Raw genomic sequence first — 19,449 nt, 5'->3', positions numbered from 1 at the left:
GTCAATCCTGATATTGCGGCGTTTTGAAACAATGTCAAACAAATCCGGCCGCGTCTGCACCCCGATTCAGGTGGTTGAACCACAGTTCCGGCCTTCGAACCGGCCGCAGATGTGCCAAATGCACGCGCCGGCGGGGCGCCGCTTTGACCTGAAGCAGACGATCGACCCCGGCCTTCAGGCGGGTATGCGGTAGTCGGCCTGCGCCAGCAGGTCGATGCCGCAGTCGAGGTCCGAGGCCCAGTCGATGAACTCGCGCACCGCGGCGCCGGCCAGCGGCGCGCCGTGCTGGGGCACGATCATGCGGATCGGCAGCGGGCGCACCATGCGCGCCCAGAACTTGAGCACCTTGCCGCTGACCATGTAGCGGCGGTGGAAGCCCGCCATGTGCGCGATGTGAGGCCCGAGCTCGGTGATCGTGACGCGCGGATCGACACCGACCGAGACCGCCAGGTCGCCCGAGAACAGGATGCCGCTGGCCGGATCCCAGAACTGGAAGTTGCCCTCGGAGTGCATGAAGTGCGCGGGCAGCGCGACCAGCTGGCTGGCGCCGACGGCGATGTGCATGCCGGCGTCGGGGATGCCGATGACCCGCCCCGCCGTCTTGCCCGGCTTGCAGAAGTGCGGGATGAAGCGTTCCCAGATCTCGGAGATGTAGACCTGCGCCGAGGTGGCCGTCATCCAGCGGTCCAGCGAGGCGATGATGTCCGGGTCGGCGTGCGAGGCGATGATGGCCGACAGCCGGTGCGGCGCGAACTGCTGCTGCATGCCGACGTACAAGTCGTTGTACGCGAGGTTGCCTCCGGGATCGATGATCGCGCCGGTATCGCCGTCGACGATCAGGAACTGGTTGGACTGCACCGCGTTGTCGTCGCGCGTGTCGGCGGCGAACATCAGGCAGCGGTGATCGTGGTCGCGGTGGAGCTCGATCAGCATGTCGAAGCATTGTCCTGATCGACATCAAGAATCGCAACAGTCGACAAAAGCGCTTTTTATGCAATCCGGGCGCTTTGTTTCACCCCGGACCGGCGGGCCCCGCGGCCGCCGTGCTGTGGCAGCATCGACGGCGTCGCCCCGCCGCACGCCGTGACCGCCGCCCGCACCAGCCACAGCCACCCGCTGCAGATCGCCGCGGTGCGCGCCAGCCCCGCGCACGGGCGCATCGGCGTCACCTTCTGCCCCGGCAAACACGACCGCGCCGCCGCCACCGGCGCCTGGGCACGCGACCTGGGCATGGACCTGGACACGATCGCCGCCTGGGGCGCGAAGCTGGTGCTGACGCTGGTCGAACCCGCCGAGCTTACGGCGCTGAAGGTGCCGCAGCTCGGCCACGAGGTGAAGCGCCGAGGCATCGCCTGGTGGCACCTGCCGATCCCGGACTTCGGCGTGCCCGGCGAGCACTTCGAGCGTGAGTGGGTGGCGGCAGGTGCCGAGATCCGTGCGCTGCTGCGCGCCGGCGACGACGTGCTCGTGCACTGCAAGGGCGGCCTGGGCCGCGCCGGCATGATCGCCGCGCGCCTGCTGGCCGAACTGGGCGTCGAACCGAACCAGGCCATCCGCGACGTGCGCCGCGCGCGGCATGGGGCCATCGAGACACCGGCGCAGATGATGCTGGTGCAGCGAACGCGCCCCCTGCCATGACGCCCTATCTCCGACACGAGGCGCCGGAGCCGGCGCCCGAGCCCGACGCGCGCCTGCTCGACACCGCGGCGATGCAGCGCGTCGGCGGCCGCCTGGGCAGCAACCCCGCCGGCGTCTACCGCGACGCCGCCGGACGCGGCTTCTACGTCAAGGAGCTGGAGAGCCCGGCGCATGCGCGCAACGAGTGGCTGGCGGCGCAGCTCTACCGCCTGGCCGGCGCACCGACGCTGCACTACCGGCGCACGCGTGCGGCCGACCAGATCGCCACCGATTACGTGGTGCTCGACAAGAAGCTGATCTCACAGCTCGACGAGGCCGAACGCCGCCAGGCGCAGCGCTGGCTGGGCGTGCACGCCTGGACCGCCAACTGGGACGCCGCCGGCTACGGCGGCGACAACCAGGGCCTGGCCGGCGGCACGGTGCTGACGCTGGACGTCGGCGGCGCGCTCGAGTTCCGCGCCCAGGGCAGCCCCAAGGGCCGCGCCTTCGGCACCGAGGTCGGCGAGCTCGAGCGCCTGCGCCGGGACCCCGACAACCCGCACGCGCGCCGGCTGTTCGGCGACATGGCCGACGACGCGCTGCGCGAGGCGGTCGAGGTCGTCACGCGCATCGCCGACGGCGACATCCGCGCCTGCGTGCTGGCCCACGGCGGCAGCGTCGCGCTGGCCGAGAAGATGGTGGCGCGCAAGGCGGATCTGGCGCGGCGCCTGGGCGCATGACGATCACGCGCCGCGACTTCGTGCACGGCGCGGCGCTGGCGGCGCTGCCCGGGGCCGCCGCAGCGCAAGACGACGACCCGTCGTTGGCCACCGGCCTGCAAGGCCAGACCGAGGCCGACAACGCCGTCGCGCACGTCTGGCGCGACCGGCCGGGGCGCTGGGACGATCAGGCCGCCGAACTCGACGCCGACGAGCCCGACCTGCTCGTCGTCGGCGCCGGCATCAGCGGGCTGGCCGGCGCCTGGTGGTTCCGCGAGCACGCCGGGCGGCCGGTGACGATGCGTCTGCTCGACGCCGCGGCCGAGGTCGGCGGCCACGCGCGGCGCAACACGTTCATCAGCCGCAGCGGGCACACGCTGATCGGCTACGCGGGTTCGCAGTCGCTGGACTCGCCGTCGCTGTTCTCGCCGGCCTCGAAGGGGCTGCTGCGTGGCGTCGGCGTCGACCTGGCGCGTTTCGAGCAGGGCGCTTTCGACCACGACTGGCAGCGCCGCCACGGGCTGGACGGCCACGCGCTGCACTTCGGCGCCGCCGGCTGGGGACGGGCGTGCACCGTGTTCCGCGGCGACGGCAAAGCGCCGGCCGACTGGCTGGCGCGCACGCCGCTGGGGCCGCAGGCGCGGCAGGTGCTCGCCCGGCTGCTCGACGAGGGCTCGCGCCACGACCCGCTGCCCGGCGTGCGCACCCGCGCCGCACGCGCCGCGGTGCTGGCGCGCTGGACCTATGCCGAGTTCCTGCGCCGCGGCTGGGGCGCCGACGACGAGGCGCAACGCTGGCACCGCGGCGCGACGCGCGGCTACTTCGGCGTCGGCAGCGACGCGACCAGCGCGCTCGACGCCTGGGCGCTGGGGCTGCCGGGCTTCCAGGCGCTGGACCTGGGCGAGCGCCCGTTCGCCGCCAACTCGCCCAGCGGGCGCCAGCTGCGGCTGGGCCAGGACGACTACGTCTACCACTTCCCCGACGGCAACGCCGGCGTCGTGCGTGCGCTGCTGCGCTCGCTGCTGCCGCAGGCCCTGCCCGGCGCCGAGGGCCTGGACGGGCTGGTCGATGCACCGCTGCGGCACGCGCGGCTGGACGAGCCCGGACAGCCGCTGCGCATCTCGCTGCGCAGCACCGTCGTCGGCCTGCGCCACCTCGGGCCGCCCGAGCGGGCCGAACGTGTCGAAGTGCGTTACGTTGACGCCGCCGGCCGGCTGCGTGCGGTGCGCGCGCGCCAGGTGCTGCTGGCCTGCTGGCACCGCGTCGTCGCCAGGCTCTGCGACGAACTGCCGGCCGCGCAGCGCCGTGCGCTGGACGACCAGGTCAAGGTGCCGCTGGTCTACGCCAACGTGCTGCTGTCGAACTGGCGGGCGTGGAAAGCCGCCGGCGTCTCTTCGCTGCATCCGGTCGACGGCTTCTGGGACGACGTCGCGCTGGACTTCCCGGTGCGCCTGGGGCGCCAGCGCCCGCCCGAGTCGGCCGACGAACCGATCCTGCTGCACCTGGGCAAGGTCGTCGTGCCGGGTGGCGGCGCGCCGGCGCGCGAACAGTCGGCGGCCGGGCGCAAGGCGCTGCTGGACTGGGACTTCGGCCGTTTCGAGCACGAGATCGTCACGCTGCTCGGCGAAGCGCTGGGGCCCCACGGCTTCGACGCCGCACGCGACCTGGAGGCGATCACCGCGAACCGCTGGCCGCACGGCTACGCCTACGAGTACATGCGGCCCTGGGATCCGTTCTGGCCGCGTGCTCCCCTGCCCTGCGAGACCGCGCGCCGCGGCTGGGGCCGGGTGGCGATCGCCAACAGCGACGCCGGCGCCTACGCCTATGCGAACGGCGCGATCGACCAGGCGGCGCGCGCGGTGCAGGAACTGCTGCCGCGCGCCCGGCTGCCGGCCTGGCAGCGCTTTCCCGGGCCGGCGATGGGCTGAGACTGTCGGCGAGTGGCAGACAGTGTGTCGCCAGCTCCGGCCTATGCGCCCAGGGCGGCGGCTCCTAGAGTGAGGCTCATCGTCGGCTGTTCGACGACAAGCCTCGGAACCATGATCGCCAAACCTCTGCATCTCGCCGCCGGCGTGCTCGCGCCGCTGTGCATCGCGAGCTTCTTCGTCGCCACCGTCGCCGCCGAACTCTTCGGCACGCCGCAGACCATCGCCACCGTCAAGGCGCTGATCGTCACGCCGGGGCTTTGGATCCTGCTGCCGGCGATGGCCGTGCTGGGCGCCAGCGGCTTCGCGCTCGGCGGCTCGCGCCACGGCCGGCTGGTCGAGGCCAAACGCCGGCGCATGCCGATCGTCGCCGCCAACGGCCTGCTGGTGCTGCTGCCCTGCGCGATCGTGCTCGCACGCTGGGCCGCCGCAGGCCGATTCGACGCCGTGTTCTACGCTGTGCAGGCGCTGGAACTGGCCGCGGGCGCCACCAACCTCGCCCTGATGTTCGCCAGCCTTCGCGACGGCCTGCAGCTGGCAGGACGCCGCCGCCCGGCGGTCGCCGCGGGAGCGCGCTGAGATGGGCGCCCCTCTTCGAGCGGCCGTGCTGGCGACGGCCCTGGCCTGCAGCGCCGCGTTCGCCGCCGGCGATCCGGTCGCCGAACGCGAACATGAGTTCAAGGCGAGCAAACGCGCCAACGCGGCGATCAAGGCGGCGATCGCCCGCGGCGACGCGGCGACGGTGGCCGCGTCGGCCGACGAACTGGCGGCGTTTGCCGCGCGGCTGCCGTCGCTGTTCCCGCCCGACAGCCGCGGCGGCCTCTTCTCGGGCGCCAAGGCCGAGATTTGGAACCGTTTCCCGGACTTCGTCGAACACGCCCAGGCCTTCGAGGCCGCGGCTCGGGCGCTGGCACGGCAGGCGCGCGAGACACCGGCCGACGCGTCCGCGCTGCGCGAGCGCCAAGGGCGCCTGAACGAGAGCTGCGCCGCCTGCCACCGCGCCTACAAGCGCGGCTGGTGACTCAGGCCGCCTGCGCCGCCCAGCGTTCGTAGACCGCGTCGACGTCGCCGGCGAAGTAGTCGGGGTTCAGCTCGCGGATCGTCGCCAGGCTGGCGTTGAGCCCTTCGAGATGCGCGGCGACCCGCGCCGCGGCGGTGTCGGCGTCGTGCGCAGCGATGGCGTCGACCAGCGCCGCGTGTTCGTCCAGCGCCAGCTCCATGCGGTGCGGCTGCGGCAGCGTCAGGCGGCGGTAGCGGTCGAGCTGCACCTTGATCTGCTGCACCATCTCCCAGATGCCGGGCAGGCCGGCGGCCTCGGCGATCGCGCGGTGCATGGTCTCGTCGGCGGCGTGGAAGCCGGCCTGGTCGCCGGCTTCGAGCTTCTCGCGCTGCAGCTCGATCAGCGCGCGCAGCCCGGCGACGTCGGAGCCGCGCGCGCGTTCGGCGGCGGCGCGCACCGTGATCGTCTCCAGCGCGGTGCGCGCCAGGATGATCTCCGGCAGCTTGGCCACCGGGATGCGGGCGACGATGGTGCCCGACTTGGGCACGATCTCGACCAGCTTCTCGTCGGCCAGGCGCAGCAGCGCCTCGCGCACCGGCGTGCGGCTGACCTGCGCTTCCTGCGCGATCTCCTTCTCGTAGATCACGTCGCCGGGACGCCGCTGCAGCGAGACGATCTCGTCGCGCAGGCGCTCGTGCACCAGCTGCGCGGCCGTGAGGCTCGCGCTGTTCGGAACGGCCGCGCGCCGCGCGTCGCCACCGAGGGTCCAGTCCGCCATGGGATTCCTTCGCCTGCCGCGACAGGACCGCCGCCGGCCGGCGCCCCGTTCGAGCAGTTCTCGCATATTACATATATGGCTCGGCTGACAGCAGCTTGGCCACCCTCATCCCCCAACGCAGGCCCCGGCGCGGCGGCCGACAGTGCTGCAGGAGGCAAAACGCAGCGTCAAGCACGCGCGTCAGGAAATCGGTGAAAACACTAGGTCAAACGCCTCAAACATCGCTATGTATACCAAATACTCCTTGTATATCATGCATACAGACCGCCCCACCTGACCCGCTCCACGGCGCCCCGGCGCCCTGACGGCAGGCCCGATGCGAGCGGCGCAACACCCGGCGACCGGCCCAAGAGGCCGGCGACCGGGGAGACCGCTGGCAAGGACTGAGAGATGGACAAGAGCCCCGTGCTGCGCGTCGCCGCGATCGGCGAGTGCATGGTCGAACTGCAGGAGCGCGCCGACGGCAGCGTCAGCCAGGCTTTCGGCGGCGACACGCTGAACACCGCGGTCTACATGGCCCGCCTGGGACGGCGGCTCGGACGCTTCGTGCACTACGTCAGCGCCATCGGCGACGACCCGTTCAGCAGCGCGATGGCCGAGTTCTGGCGCGCCCAGGGCGTCGACGACAGCCTGACGATGCGCCGCGCCGGCCGCCGCCCGGGCCTGTACTTCATCAAGACCGACGCCGCCGGCGAACGCCGCTTCTTCTACTGGCGCGGCGAGGCCGCGGTGCGCGAGGCCTTCGAGTGCGAAGGCTCGGACGCGCTGCTCGAGTCGCTCGCCGGCTTCGACGCGATCTACCTGTCGGGCATCAGCCTGGCGGTGCTGCGCCCGGCCAGCCGCGAGCGCCTGCTGGCGCGCCTGGCCGAACTGGCCGCCGCCGGCAAGACGATCGACTTCGACTGCAACTACCGCCCGCTGCTGTGGGAGGACGTGGCCACGACGCGCGCCGTCTACGAACGTGTGTTCGGCTTCGCCCGCCGCGTGCTGGTGACGGTCGAGGAACTGGAGGTGCTGGGCGTGGCCCCGCACCCGGCGGCCGGCGCGGCGCACTTCCGCCCGCTGACGCAGCTGGAAGTCGTCATCAAGGACGGCGCCAAGCCCTGCACGCTGATCCACGGCGGCCAGGTCGAGTCCGTCGCCGCGACCTGCATCCCGCAGGTCGTCGACACCACCGCCGCCGGCGACAGCTTCTCCGGCGCCTATCTCCTCGGACGCATGCTGGGCCTGGACCCGGCCGAAAGCGCCCGCCGGGCCCACCGGGTGGCCGGCGCCGTGGTCCAGCACCGCGGCGCCATCATCCCGGCCGAGGCCACCCCCGACGTCTACGCCACGGAAACGGCCGCAGACCGCCCGTAGCGCGTTCCACCCTGCCGGCCCCACCCGGCTTTCTCTGCACACAAGGGGTACGTCCATGAACATCAAGAAGGCAATCGACCGGATCCCCGGTGGCCTGATGCTGGTGCCGCTGATCCTCGGCGCGCTGACCAAGACCTTCTTCCCGGACGCCGGCAAGTACTTCGGTTCGTTCACCAACGGGCTGATCACGGGCACGGTGCCGATCCTGGCAGTGTGGTTCTTCTGCATGGGCGCGACGATCGACCTGCGCGCCACCGGCACGGTGCTGCGCAAGTCGGGCAACCTCGTCGTCGTCAAGACGCTGGTCGCCTGGGCCGCCACCTGGATGGCGGCGCAGTTCCTGCCGATGGACGGCGTCCAGGCAGGCCTGTTCGCCGGCTTCTCGGCGCTGGCCATCTGCGCCGCGATGGACATGACCAACGGCGGCCTCTACGCCGCGGTGATGCAGCAGTACGGCACCAAGGAGGAGGCGGGCGCCTTCGTCCTGATGTCGATCGAGTCGGGTCCGCTGGTGTCGATGCTGATCCTGGGCGCCGCCGGCGTCGCCAGCTTCGAGCCGCGGCTGTTCGCCGGCGCCGTGCTGCCCTTCCTGGTCGGCTTCGCGCTGGGCAACCTCGACAAGGACCTGAAGGAGTTCTTCGGCAAGTGCGTGCACGTGCTGATCCCGTTCTTCGGCTTCGCGCTGGGCAACGGCATCAACCTGAACGTGATCGCGCAGACCGGCCTGGGCGGCATCCTGCTGGGCGTGATGGTGATCATCATCACCGGCATCCCGCTGATGCTGGCCGACAAGCTGATCGGCGGCGGCAACGGCACCGCCGGCCTCGCCGCCTCGTCGACCGCCGGTGCCGCGGTGGCCAACCCGATGATCATCGCGGAGATGGTGCCGGCCTTCAAACCGGCCGCCGCCGCCGCGACCTCGCTGGTCGCCGCCGCCTGCCTGACCACCGCCATCCTGGTGCCCGTGCTGACCGGTCTGTGGGCCAAGCGCATGGCCGCCCGCCACGGCGAAACCCAGGCCCAGCCGGCCACGGCCTGACGCCGACGCGCCGCCCTGCGCACGTGGTGCCGGTTCTGGCCACGCGCGCAGGGCGGTCCCCGGCCGACCCCGCACGGGCCGGCCGAGCCCCCCGAACCCCAGGACCGCCGCGGAATCCGCCATGCTCCTCAGTCACATCGCCCTGCTCGACCGCGAGGCCGACCACATTCCCGCCGCGCTGCTGCGCGGCCTTCGTTTTCTCGCCGAGACCGACATCGAGAGCCTGCCCGCCGGGCGTTTCGACATCGACGGCGACCGCCTGTTCGCGCTGGTCCAGGACTACGACACCGAGCCCAAGGACAAGAAGCGCGCCGAGTCGCACGCGCGCTACATCGACATCCAGTACGTCGCACGCGGCCTGGAAGTGATCGGCTACGCGCCGCTGCACCACGGCGGCGCCGTCGAGGAAGACCGCCTCGCCGAGCGCGACGTGCAGTTCTTCGCTTCGGTCGCCGACGAGACCGATCTGCTGCTGGGCCCCGGCAGCTACGCCGTCTTCCACCCCACCGACATCCACCGCCCGGGCTGCTGCGACGACCGCAGCCGCAAGGTGCGCAAGGTCGTGGTCAAGGTCCTCGCCTGAACCACGCCACCGACACGGGAACCACCATGGACATCCGCTATTCCACCAACCAGCGGGACTTCAAGCGCTACACCACCGAAGAGACGCGCCGCGAGTTCCTGATCCAGAACCTGTACCAGCCCGACACCGTGCAGGCCGTGTACAGCCACGTCGACCGCATGGTGACCTTCGGCTGCATGCCGGTGGACGAGGCGGTGCCGCTGGACAAGGGCATCGCCTGCATGAAGAGCTTCGGCACGAACTACGTGCTGGAGCGCCGCGAGCTGGGCATCTTCAACATCGGCGGCGCCGGCTCGGTCGAGGCCGACGGCGTGCGCTACCAGCTCGGCTTCCAGGACTGCCTGTACGTCAGCCAGGGCACGCGCGAAGTCGTGTTCCGCAGCGCCGACCCGTCGCGGCCGGCCAAGTTCTACATGGTCAGCGCGCCGGCCCACAAAGCCTGCAAGACCACCTTCATCTCGATCGCCGACGCGAAGAAGAAACCGGTGGGCGACACCGCGACGGCCAACAAGCGCGTCATCAACCAGTTCATCCACCCCGACGTGCTGGAGACCTGCCAGCTGTCGATGGGGCTGACGCAGCTGGAGCCCGGCAACGTCTGGAACACGATGCCGGCGCACACGCACGAGCGCCGCATGGAGATCTACACCTACTTCGGCATCCCCGAAGGCCAGGCCGTGTTCCACATGATGGGCGAGGGCCAGGAGACGCGCCACATCCTCGTGCACAACGAGGAAGCGGTGATCTCGCCGTCGTGGTCCATCCACTCGGGCTGCGGCACCTCGGCCTACACCTTCATCTGGGCGATGGGCGGCGAGAACCAGACCTTCGACGACATGGACCACATCGCGATCGGCGACCTGCGCTGACGCCCGAGCAAGGACAGACCATGAGCTTCTACCCCGACGCCTTCTCCCTGAAGGGCAAGGTCGCCCTCGTCACCGGCGCCAGCTACGGCATCGGCTTCGCGCTCGCCAGCGCGCTGGCCGAGGCCGGCGCGACGATCGCCTTCAACGACATCAACGAGGACTTCCTCGCCCAAGGCCTGGCCGCCTACGAGGCCGCCGGCATCAAAGCCCACGGCTACCTGTGCGACGTCACCGACGAGCCGGCGGTGCAGAAGATGGTCGCGCAGATCGAGCGCGAGGTCGGCACCGTCGACATCCTGGTGAACAACGCCGGCATCATCAAACGCGTGCCGATGCACGAGATGGCGGCCAGCGAGTTCCGCCAAGTCATCGACATCGACCTGACGGCGCCTTTCATCCTCGCCAAGGCGGTGATCCCGGCGATGATCGCCAAGGGCGGCGGCAAGATCATCAACATCTGCTCGATGATGAGCGAGCTGGGCCGCGAGACGGTCTCGGCCTACGCCGCCGCCAAGGGCGGGCTGAAGATGCTGACGCGCAACATCGCGTCGGAGTACGGCGCGCACAACATCCAGTGCAACGGCATCGGCCCGGGCTACATCGAGACGCCGCAGACCGCGCCGCTGCGCACGCCGGGCCACCCGTTCAACAGCTTCATCCTCGCCAAGACCCCGGCCAACCGCTGGGGCCGCACCGAGGACCTGAAGGGCCCGGCGGTGTTCCTGGCGTCCAGCGCCTCGGACTTCGTCAACGGCCACGTGCTGTACGTCGACGGCGGCATCCTGGCGTACATCGGCAAGCAGCCTTAAGGCGCCGATCCGACCCAGCGCCCCCGGGGCCGCGCAAGCGGTGCCGGGGGCGTTCTTCATGGAGGCAGCACGAGACAAACAGCGACAGGACTATCGGAATTTCGAGCGCTTCGGCCAGCGCCCGCAGTTCTTCATGGCCGCGCTCGGCCAGGTGCTCAGCCCGCTGGCAGGATTGAGCGGCCGCTTCGAGCCGGCACTGCTCGACGCCGCAGCGCAGCAGCAGGCAGAGGACGAGGCGCAGATGGAGGCTGACTACCTCGCGCTGAAGCCGATCGAGCAAGCGGTGCTGTGGCGCATGCTGGAGCAAGAGGCGCGCTACCGGCCTTACGACGCCGCGGCCCTGCGTTTCTATCGCGAGAAGACAGGCCATCCGGTGAGCGTCGCGCAGGCGCAAAAGGCGCTGGAGGCGCTGCGGCAGCGAACGCCGGCGCTGGTCTGGAAGTCGGCCCGCGGCGAGTACGCCCTGCAGGACGCCGCGATGCACCGCTGGCACCAGAGCCGGGTGACCACCGGCCAGTGGCCGCCGCAGGCGCAAGGCGACTGACCGCGGCTCGACGCCCGCAGCGCCGGGGGTGCTACGAGGGCCCGCTTAGACTCGGCGCCACCAAGGCGTGAGCTGACCGAGCGAGCGATGAAGCCCCGCATCCTGCTGCTGGAAGACGACAACGCGATCGCCGGCACGGTGGCCTTCGCGCTCGAACGCGAGGGCTTCGCCGTCGAGGCCGTGGCGCTGCTGCGCGACGCCGAGGCGGCGCTGCGCCGCACCCTGCCCGCCGCCGCGGTGCTCGACGTCGCGCTGCCCGACGGCAACGGCCTGGACCTGCTGCGGCGCTGGCGCGCCGACGGCGACGCCCGCGTCGCGACGCTGCCGCTGATGCTGCTGACGGCGCGCGGCGAGGAGATCGACCGCGTGCTCGGCCTGGAAGCCGGCGCCGACGACTACCTGCCCAAACCCTTCAGCCCGCGCGAGCTGGTGGCGCGCGTGCGTGCGCTGCTGCGCCGCGCCGCGATGCCGCGTGCCGCGCAGCAGGTCTTCGAGCTCGACGAGCCGGGCCAGCGCATCCGCTACCGCGGCGCCGTGCTCGCGCTGACGCGGCTGGAGTACGGCCTGCTGCGCGAGCTGATCCTGGCGCGCGGGCGCATCCTGTCGCGCGAGACGCTGTTCGACCGCGTCTGGGGCACCCAGTCCGAAGCCGCCGACCGCACCGTCGACACGCACGTGAAGACGCTGCGCGCCAAGCTGCGCGACGTGCATCCGGGCGCCGACCCGATCGCCACCCACCGCGGCCTGGGCTACACGCTGGCCGACGGCGAGGGCTGAATGCACATCGGCCTGCGCCTGTTCTTCGCCTTCGCTGCGATCACCGGGCTGGCGGCGTTCTTCGTGCTGCGCGTCTTCGTCACCGAGATCAAGCCCAGCGTGCGCGAGGTGATGGAAGACGTGATGGTCGACAGCGCCAACCTGCTGGCCGAGGTCGCCGCGCCCGAACTGGCGGCGCTGCCGGCCGGCGGCACGCTGGGCGACGGGCCCTTCGCCGGCGCGGTGCGCGAGTACGCGGCACGCGAGGTCGACGTGAAGATCTGGGGTCTGCAGAAGACGACGCTGGACTTGCGCGTCGTCGTCACCGACGCCGGCGGCCGCGTGGTCTTCGACTCCGGCACGCCGCCGGCCACCGGCCAGGACTACTCGCGCTGGCGCGACGTGCTGCTGACGCTGCGCGGCGAATACGGCGCACGCACCACCAAGAGCGGCCCCAGCGACCAGAGCTCGGTGATGCACGTCGCCGCGCCGGTGCGCAGCGGCGGCCGCACCGTCGGCGTGCTCGTCGTCGCCAAGCCGCTGGCGACCATCATGCCCTTCGTCGAACGCGCCGAACACAAGGTGCTGTGGGCCGGCGTGCTGCTGCTCGGGCTGTCGCTGGCCATCGGCGTCGTCGTGACGCTGTGGGCGGTGCATGCGGTGCGGCGGCTGCGCGCCTACGCGCAGGCGGTCGGCGAGAGCGCCGAAGGCCCGCGGCGCACGCCGCCGGCGCCGCCCGCACTCGGCGGCGAGCTCGGCGAATTGGCGCAGGCCATGGACCGCATGCGCCAGCGCCTGGAAGGCCGCGAGCAGCTCGAACACCAGGTGCGTGCGCTGACCCATGAACTGAAGACGCCGCTGGCCGGCATCCGCGGCGCCGCCGAGCTGCTGCACGAAGACCTGCCCGAGGCCGACCGCCGGCGTTTCGTGCAGCAGGTCGACGTGCAGGCGCGGCGGCTGCAGGCCATCGTCGAGCAGATGCTCGAGCTGTCCAAGCTGGAGAGCCTGCAGGCGCTGCCGACACGCACGCCGGTGGACCTGAACACGCTGGCGCTGGAAGTCGCCCAGGCCCACGGCGCCGGCGAACGCCTGCGGCTGCCGGCCGAACCGGCCGTGGTGATGGGCGATGGCGAGCGGCTGCGGCTGGCGCTGTCCAACGTGCTGGCCAACGCCATCGCCCATGCCCCGGCCGGCACGCCGCTGGAGGTGCAGGTGCGGCACGACGGCGGCACGCTCGAATGGTCGCTGCGCGACCACGGCCCCGGCGTGCCCGACTACGCGCTGGCACGCCTGGGCGAACGTTTCTTCAGCACCGGCGAAGGCCGCGGCAGCGGCCTGGGCCTGGCCATCGTGCGCCAGGTGCTGTGGCTGCACGGCGGCAGCGTCGGCTTCGAGCCGGCCGCGCCGGGGCTGCGTGTCGTGCTGCGCTTCCCCTGACTTCACGCCCGCTTCACGCAGCCCATCGCCGCTTCACCGCCGCTGGCCAGACTGCGGCGCATCGTGAAACAACGGAGCGAGGAGCGATGCGAAACCCGGTGGTGGTGAAAGTGATGGCCGTGCTGGCCACGGTGCTGCTGATCTCTGTGGTGCTGGCGCGCATCGGCTGGCTGGTCGACGAGCGCCAGGACTACCAGCGCGAGGCGGTGGCCAGCGTGCAGCAGTCGTACGCCGGCGCGCAGACGCTGATGGGGCCGGTGCTGCAGCGCCAGTGTGTCGAGGAATGGGACGTGGTGCAAGGCAGCGGCAGCGAGCGCCGAAGCGGCGTCGCGCGCCGCAGCTTCGGGCTGCAGGCCGTGCCCGCCGAGCTGGTGGCGAACACGAAGACCCAGGCCGACGCGCGCTACCGCGGCCTGTTCAAGGTGAACGGCTACAGCGCCCGGCTCGAACTGCAGGCGCGCTGGCCGCAGCTGGCGGCGCTGCAGCCGAAAGCCGAAAACGCCGGCGGCCGCGTCAGCTGCCAGGCGCCGACGGTGTGGGTGGCGGTGGCCGACCCGCGCGGGCTGCGCGGCGCCGGCATCCAGCTCGCCGGCCGCGCGCTGGAGCTGCAACCGGGCACCGGCCACGCCACCTGGAAGGACGGCCTGCACGCCGGGCTGCCGGCCGCGACGGCCGACGGCGGCGCCCTCGAACTGAACGTGGTGCTGGACCTCGTCGGCACGGCCGAACTGGCGGTGGTACCCGCCGCGCGCCGCCTGCAGTGGACGCTGGCCTCCGACTGGCCGCACCCGTCCTTCGGCGGCCGTTTCCTGCCGGTGACACGCGAGGTGCGCGACGACGGTTTCGACGCCCGCTGGTCGGTCAGCGCGCTGGCCAGCAACGCGGCGCAGACCGTCGAACAGGCCGGCGGCGACAAACCCCGGCTGGCGGCGCTGGACACGCTGGCCGTCACCTTCACCGACCCGGTGAACCCTTACGTGCTGGCCGACCGCGCGATCAAGTACGGCCTGCTCTTCGTCGTGCTGAGTTTCGCCGCGGTGGCGCTGGCCGAGACGCTGGCGCGCCGGCGCGTGCGCCGCGTGCACCCGGTGCAGTACGCGCTGGTCGGGCTGGCGCTGGCGCTGTTCTTCCTGCTGCTGCTGGCGCTGTCGGAGCAACTTCCCTTTGCCGCCGCGTACGGCCTGGCCGCGGCCGCCTGCGTGCTGCTGCTGGGCAGCTACGGCCGCCACATGCTGGGCGGCGTGCGTGACGGCTGGCTGTTCGGCGCCGGCATGGCGCTGCTCTACGGCCTCCTGTACCTGCTGCTGCTGCGCGAGCAGACGGCGCTGCTCGTCGGCTCGCTGGGCCTGTTCGCGGCGCTGGCGGCGGTGATGCTGCTGACGCGGCGGCTGGACTGGTATCGACTGGGGGCGGGCGGCACCGAGCCGGCCTGAGAGCGGCGACCGGGACGCGCCGGGCGTCGGACCGGATCTCGATGCGCAAGAGGGCGCGGGCCTCCGCCCGCGCCCTCCCCGCCGATCAAGCCGGCATCGACGCCGCCCGTTCGGCCGCCGCCTGGCGATAACGGTCGAACTGCATCGTGTACTGCGCCCGCCCCTGCGACAGGGCGCGCAGGCTGCCGATGTAGCCGAACATCTCCTTCAGCGGCACCTCGGCGTCGATCACCGCGGCGTTGCCGCGCGAGCCGTGGGCGCGCACGGTGCCGCGCCGCCGGTGCAGGTCGCCGATGACGTCGCCCAGATGGTCCTGCGGCGTGATCACCTCGACGGCCATCACCGGCTCGAGCAGCACCGGCCCGGCCTGGGCCGCGGCTTCGCGGAACGCCGCCGCCGCCGCCAGATCGAAAGCCAGCGTCGACGAGTCGCGCTCGTGGAAGCTGCCGTCCAGCAGCGTGGCCTGCAGGTCCACGGTCGGGAACCCGGCCAGCACCCCCGACTGCGCAGCGCGGCGCACGCCGGCCTCGACCGCCGGGATGAACTCCTTCGGGATCGCGCCGCCGGTGATCCGGCTCTCGAAACGCAGGCCCGCGCCACGCTCCAGCGGCGCCAGGCGCAGCCGCAGCTCGGCGAACTGGCCGGGGCCGCCGCTCTGCTTGCGATGCACATGGTTCACTTCCGCCTCCTTCGAGATCGACTCCCGGTAGGCGACCTCGGGCCGCCCCACCGCCGCGTCGATGCCGTGGCGCGAGCGCAGCCGCTCGACCGCCACCTCCAGCTGCAGCTCGCCCATGCCGGACAGGATGAGCTGTCCGGATTCGGCGTCCTGGCGCACGCGCAGGCTCGGGTCCTCGCGCTGCAGCAACGCCAGCGCCGCCGTCAGCGCCTGCTGGTCGGCCTGGCGCAGGGGCTCGAGCGCGACGTCGATCACCGGCTCGGGCACGCTGATGGTCTCCAGTTGCACCGGATGCGCCCGGTCGCTCAGCGTGTGGCCGGTCAGCGTGTCCTTCAGCCCGACGACGGCGACGATGTCGCCCGCCTGCGCTTCGTCGATGTCGATGCGCTCGTCGGCGTGCACCTCGTACAGCCGCGACACGCGCTCGACGCGACCGGTGACCGTGTTCAGCACCGTGTCGCCACGGCGCAGGCGCCCGCTGTAGACGCGCACGAAGACCATGCCCGCATGCCCGTCGTGAGCGAGCTTGAACGCCAGCGCCGCCAGCGGCGCGCGTGCATCGGCCGCCGGCCGGTTCTCGGTAGCCGGCAGATCGCCCGGGCGCGGCAGGAAGTCGACGACGGCGTCGAGCAGCGGCTCGACCCCGCGGTTGCGGTAGGCCGAGCCGCCCAGCACCGGCACGAAGGCCTGCGCCAGCACGCCCTTGCGGATCGCGCGGCGCAAGGCCTCGACCGGCAGCGCCTGGCCGTTCAGATAGGCCAGCAGCAGCTCGTCGTCCTGTTCGACCACGGCCTCGAGCAGGCGCTCGCGCTCGCGCACGGCCAGGTCCAGCAGCTCGGGCGGCACCGCGCCGACTTGCGGCGGTTCGCTGGCGTCGTCGTGCGGCCAGACCAGGCTGCGCATCGCCAGCAGGTCGACGACGCCGCGGAACCCGCCTTCGGCACCGATGGGCAGCTGCAGCACCAGGGCCTTGACGCCCAGGCGCTCGCCGATCATCGAGACCACGCGCCGGAAGTCCGCACCGACGCGGTCCAGCTTGTTGACGAAGGCGATGCGCGGCACGCCGTAGCCGTCGGCCAGGCGCCAGTTGGTCTCGGTCTGCGGCTCGACGCCGGCGACGCCGTCGAACACCACGACGGCGCCGTCCAGCACGCGCAGCGCGCGGCGCACCTCGACGTTGAAGTCGATGTGGCCGGGGGTGTCGATGATGTTGATCTGCGCGCCCTTCCACTGCACGGACACGGCAGCGCTGTCGATCGTGATGCCGCGCTGGCGTTCCTGCGGGTCGAAGTCCATGCGCGCGCTGCCGTCGTGCACCTCGCCGATGCGATGGTTCTCGCCGGTGTGGAACAGGATGCGTTCGGTGACCGTGGTCTTGCCCGCGTCGACGTGGGCGATGACGCCGATGTTGCGGAGGTTTCTGTCGTTCGAGTTCATACGGATCTTTCGTCGCGAAGCCCCGCTCGGGGCTCCGTCGAGGGCCTGGTCGGCAACGCCAGCCGCCAGGCGATCCGCCTGAGGGCTAGCGACTGATGTGCAAGGCGCAGCCGAAGCACGGGCGCACGCAGTTCCCGCTCCGGCGAGCGGGAATCGTGGCGATCAGCTTGTCGTAGGTGCGCACGGCAGAAGTCCGGAAGGTGGAAAACGGAAAACCCCGGGAAGCTCGCGCTTGCCGGGGTTCGGGGCCGGAAGGCGCAAGCCTTCCGATCGCGTCGAAAGGCGTGGTCAGGTGGCGATGGTCGCCTTGCTCATGCGGGACGCGGTTTTCATGGATGTGGATTGTCTCAAGCGGCGCGTGCGGCGGTGTACCCGGCCGCGGCCAGCACCACTGGGGGTGTGGACAAACGCCGCAGCGGTGCGCGCGCAGCCCGCTGCCACGCCGGCGCTGACGAAGAGGCCGCTCTTCGCCCGGTGCCGGCGTGTCGTCGACATGCTGGTCGGCGAGCAGCTGCCGCGCATCTGCTGAGGACGGCGGCTCAGGCCGCGGCCCGGCTCGACGCCGCGCACGCCCGGTTGCGCCCGCCCTGCTTGGCGGCGTAGAGCGCGGCATCGGCCGCCGCCACCAGAGCCGGCCAGTCGGCCGGGCCGTCGGGCTGCGGCACGTGCGAGGCCGCGCCGATGCTCACCGTCACCACCGGCGCGCAGGCCGAGCCGCCATGCACCAGGCCCAGCGCCCGGACACGTTCGACGAGGCCGCAGGCGATGGCCATCGCGTCGTCTTCCTGGGCGCGCGTCAGCACGACGAGGAACTCCTCGCCGCCGTAGCGTGCGACGAGGTCGTTGGGACGGCGTGCGACCTCGGAGGCCGCCGCGCCGACGGCCTTCAGTGCCGCGTCGCCGGCCTGGTGGCCGTAGGTGTCGTTGAAGGCCTTGAAGCAGTCGATGTCCAGCATCAGCAGCGAGATCGGCCAGCCTTCGCGCGCCGCGATCTTCCACTGCCGCTCGAGGAAGGTCTCCAGCGCACGCCGGTTGGCGACGCCGGTCAGCGCGTCGATGCCGGCCACGCGCGACAGCTCGGCGTTGGCCGCTTCCAGCGCCGCGGTCGTGCGCTGGGACTCGACGATGCTCCACAGCCGGTTGGCCAGCAGCCGCAGCTGGCGCAGGTCGGCCGCATCGTAAGGCGCCGGCTTGTTGGCGACGCCGCAGATCGCCACCACCTTGTCGTCGCGCAGCACCGGGATGCTCATGTGGCGCGACAGCGGGTGGTGGCCTTCGGGCAGGCCGCGGCGGGTCGGTTCGTTCGGGTAGTCGTTGTGCACGACCGGGCGGCGCAGGCGCAGCGCGTCGGCCCAGATGCCGGCGGTGCAGACCGTGTAGTCCATCAGCTCGACCGCGGCACAGGTCTCGCGCGAACCCCGGGACCAGAAGTAGTGCAGAAAGCCGTCCTGCGCGTCGTTGACGAAGTGCAGGTAGCCGATCGTGCTGCGCGTCAGGCGCACGCCTTCGTCGATGGCGAACTGGGCCAGCTCCTCGACCGAGGCATGGTGGCGTTCGCTGAGCGCCAGCAGCGCGTCCAGGCGCTCCTCGTTGAGGCGGAAGGCGGCTTCGGCGGCACGGCGGCGGCCGGTCTCGGCGGCCAGGGCGGCGCCGTCGCCGCGCTCGACGACGAAGCCATGCTGCTGCAGCAGCCGCGCCGCACGGGCCAGGGTGTCGTCGTCGTCGCCGCCGAGGCGGACACGGTTGCGATCGCCGGAGTCCATCGGAAGGCCGCCAAGGGCCGGAGCTGGAAACCGCAGCAGTGTGGCACGGCCCCCGTGCCGCGGTTCAGCGGCGCGGCGCTTCTTCGGGGGATGCCGCCGGCCGCAGCAGGGCGGCGAACTCGAGCGCCGCCTCGTGGGCCGCGATCCCCGCCGGCGCCAGCCGGCTGAAGCGGGCCTTCAGCTCGCCCAGCGGCGCGAAGTAGCCCAGCCGCAGCGCCGCGAGCTGCTCGCCGGTCGCCGCGTCGACGGCCTCGATCTCGAAGGCCGCGCCGCCGCGGTCCAGCGGGCCGATCAGCAGCAGCGTGCCCAGCGTGTTGAGGCCCGGCGAGACGGTCTCGACCCGCGTGATCGCCGCGCGGATGCGCGCCGGCCGCCCCTCGGGCGCCGGCGGCAGCGCCTGCACGGCCTGACGCAGTTCACGCTCCAGCCCGGCGAGCAGCGCCTGGCGTTCGTCGTCGCCGAGGTCGCTGTGCGCATCGGCGCGCCAGACGACCTCGGCGATCGTCACGCGGGCCGGGTCCAGCGCCTGCGCCGCCACGCGCCGGGCGCCCGACGCGTCGGCGGCGGGCACCAGTGCGCGGGAGTCGCTGAGATAGCCGCTGTCGGCGGTGGGCATCACGGTGCCGCAGGCCGACAAGGCGGCGATGCAGATGGCGGTGGCAGCAAAACGAGTCAGCTTGTTCATCACGGTCCTCGGAAAGA

At 72.0% G+C, this 19,449-nt stretch carries 19 protein-coding genes; 14 read left to right on the top strand and 5 right to left on the bottom strand.

Annotation, left to right across the window (positions count from 1 at the left end; translation table 11 throughout):
• Window positions 1–174: 174 nt before the first annotated feature.
• Complete coding sequence (locus RGE_RS02750; RefSeq protein ID WP_014426777.1) at window positions 175–933, bottom strand: oxygen-binding di-iron domain-containing protein; 759 nt, start codon at window positions 931–933, stop codon at window positions 175–177.
• A gap of 150 nt (window positions 934–1,083) precedes the next feature.
• On the opposite strand from RGE_RS02750, the gene RGE_RS02745 reads away from it, so the two are divergent.
• The 5 genes from RGE_RS02745 (at window position 1,084) to RGE_RS02725 (ending at window position 5,282) form a co-directional block, all read left to right on the top strand.
• A complete protein-coding gene (locus RGE_RS02745) occupies window positions 1,084–1,638 on the top strand; it encodes a cyclin-dependent kinase inhibitor 3 family protein (RefSeq protein ID WP_014426776.1) in 555 nt (184 codons plus the stop codon).
• Window positions 1,635–2,357, top strand: a complete 723-nt coding sequence (locus tag RGE_RS02740) for a hypothetical protein (RefSeq protein ID WP_014426775.1) — start codon at window positions 1,635–1,637, stop codon at window positions 2,355–2,357. Before RGE_RS02745 ends, RGE_RS02740 begins: the two co-directional genes overlap by 4 nt.
• Window positions 2,354–4,264, top strand: coding sequence for an NAD(P)-binding protein (locus tag RGE_RS02735; RefSeq protein WP_014426774.1), 1,911 nt, complete (start codon window positions 2,354–2,356; stop codon window positions 4,262–4,264). Before RGE_RS02740 ends, RGE_RS02735 begins: the two co-directional genes overlap by 4 nt.
• 111 nt (window positions 4,265–4,375) lie before the next feature.
• Window positions 4,376–4,840 (top strand): hypothetical protein, encoded by a 465-nt coding sequence (locus RGE_RS02730; RefSeq protein ID WP_014426773.1) that lies wholly within the window; start codon window positions 4,376–4,378, stop codon window positions 4,838–4,840.
• Between the two features lies 1 nt (window position 4,841).
• On the top strand, window positions 4,842–5,282 hold the full coding sequence (locus RGE_RS02725) for a cytochrome c (RefSeq protein ID WP_014426772.1): 441 nt from the start codon (window positions 4,842–4,844) through the stop codon (window positions 5,280–5,282).
• A 1-nt stretch (window position 5,283) separates the two neighbouring features.
• Here the strand turns inward: RGE_RS02725 and RGE_RS02720 are convergent, their stop codons facing one another.
• Window positions 5,284–6,039, bottom strand: coding sequence for a GntR family transcriptional regulator (locus RGE_RS02720; protein WP_014426771.1), 756 nt, complete (start codon window positions 6,037–6,039; stop codon window positions 5,284–5,286).
• 390 nt (window positions 6,040–6,429) lie between these two features.
• On the opposite strand from RGE_RS02720, the gene RGE_RS02715 reads away from it, so the two are divergent.
• The 9 genes from RGE_RS02715 (at window position 6,430) to creD (ending at window position 14,868) form a co-directional block, all read left to right on the top strand.
• Window positions 6,430–7,398 carry a sugar kinase gene (locus RGE_RS02715; protein WP_014426770.1) on the top strand — a complete coding sequence of 323 codons (969 nt, stop codon included), beginning with the start codon at window positions 6,430–6,432 and terminating at the stop codon, window positions 7,396–7,398.
• A 55-nt stretch (window positions 7,399–7,453) separates the two neighbouring features.
• Window positions 7,454–8,437, top strand: a complete 984-nt coding sequence (kdgT, locus tag RGE_RS02710; protein WP_014426769.1) for a 2-keto-3-deoxygluconate transporter — start codon at window positions 7,454–7,456, stop codon at window positions 8,435–8,437.
• Between the two features lie 121 nt (window positions 8,438–8,558).
• On the top strand, window positions 8,559–9,020 hold the full coding sequence (locus RGE_RS02705) for a YhcH/YjgK/YiaL family protein (protein ID WP_014426768.1): 462 nt from the start codon (window positions 8,559–8,561) through the stop codon (window positions 9,018–9,020).
• Window positions 9,021–9,046: 26 nt separating this feature from the next.
• Window positions 9,047–9,889, top strand: coding sequence for a 5-dehydro-4-deoxy-D-glucuronate isomerase (kduI, locus tag RGE_RS02700; RefSeq protein WP_014426767.1), 843 nt, complete (start codon window positions 9,047–9,049; stop codon window positions 9,887–9,889).
• A gap of 20 nt (window positions 9,890–9,909) precedes the next feature.
• Window positions 9,910–10,698 (top strand): gluconate 5-dehydrogenase, encoded by a 789-nt coding sequence (locus RGE_RS02695; RefSeq protein WP_014426766.1) that lies wholly within the window; start codon window positions 9,910–9,912, stop codon window positions 10,696–10,698.
• Window positions 10,699–10,756: 58 nt separating this feature from the next.
• Complete coding sequence (locus tag RGE_RS02690) at window positions 10,757–11,242, top strand: hypothetical protein (RefSeq protein WP_193788537.1); 486 nt, start codon at window positions 10,757–10,759, stop codon at window positions 11,240–11,242.
• Window positions 11,243–11,329: 87 nt separating this feature from the next.
• Window positions 11,330–12,019 carry a winged helix-turn-helix domain-containing protein gene (locus RGE_RS02685; RefSeq protein ID WP_014426764.1) on the top strand — a complete coding sequence of 230 codons (690 nt, stop codon included), beginning with the start codon at window positions 11,330–11,332 and terminating at the stop codon, window positions 12,017–12,019.
• Complete coding sequence (gene creC / locus RGE_RS02680; protein ID WP_014426763.1) at window positions 12,020–13,435, top strand: two-component system sensor histidine kinase CreC; 1,416 nt, start codon at window positions 12,020–12,022, stop codon at window positions 13,433–13,435.
• 86 nt (window positions 13,436–13,521) lie between these two features.
• Complete coding sequence (creD, locus tag RGE_RS02675) at window positions 13,522–14,868, top strand: cell envelope integrity protein CreD (RefSeq protein WP_014426762.1); 1,347 nt, start codon at window positions 13,522–13,524, stop codon at window positions 14,866–14,868.
• An 85-nt stretch (window positions 14,869–14,953) separates the two neighbouring features.
• Here creD and fusA read toward each other — a convergent pair whose 3' ends face one another.
• The 3 genes from fusA to RGE_RS02660 all read right to left on the bottom strand — a co-directional run bounded on the left by fusA (window position 14,954) and on the right by RGE_RS02660 (window position 19,432).
• The gene (fusA, locus tag RGE_RS02670; RefSeq protein WP_014426761.1) at window positions 14,954–16,984 is read right to left on the bottom strand and encodes an elongation factor G; all 2,031 of its coding nucleotides are present in this window, start codon (window positions 16,982–16,984) and stop codon (window positions 14,954–14,956) included.
• 539 nt (window positions 16,985–17,523) lie between these two features.
• Entirely contained in the window at window positions 17,524–18,747 is a 1,224-nt protein-coding gene (locus RGE_RS23005; RefSeq protein WP_014426760.1) for a sensor domain-containing diguanylate cyclase, read from the bottom strand.
• A gap of 64 nt (window positions 18,748–18,811) precedes the next feature.
• Window positions 18,812–19,432 carry a DUF3313 family protein gene (locus RGE_RS02660; RefSeq protein WP_014426759.1) on the bottom strand — a complete coding sequence of 207 codons (621 nt, stop codon included), beginning with the start codon at window positions 19,430–19,432 and terminating at the stop codon, window positions 18,812–18,814.
• Window positions 19,433–19,449: the final 17 nt, after the last annotated feature.

It is taken from the genome of Rubrivivax gelatinosus IL144, assembly GCF_000284255.1.
Classification (GTDB): Bacteria; Pseudomonadota; Gammaproteobacteria; order Burkholderiales; family Burkholderiaceae_C; genus Rubrivivax; species Rubrivivax gelatinosus_A.
Note: the sequence above shows the minus strand (reverse complement) of the source record. Positions and strands in the feature narration are given on the sequence as shown.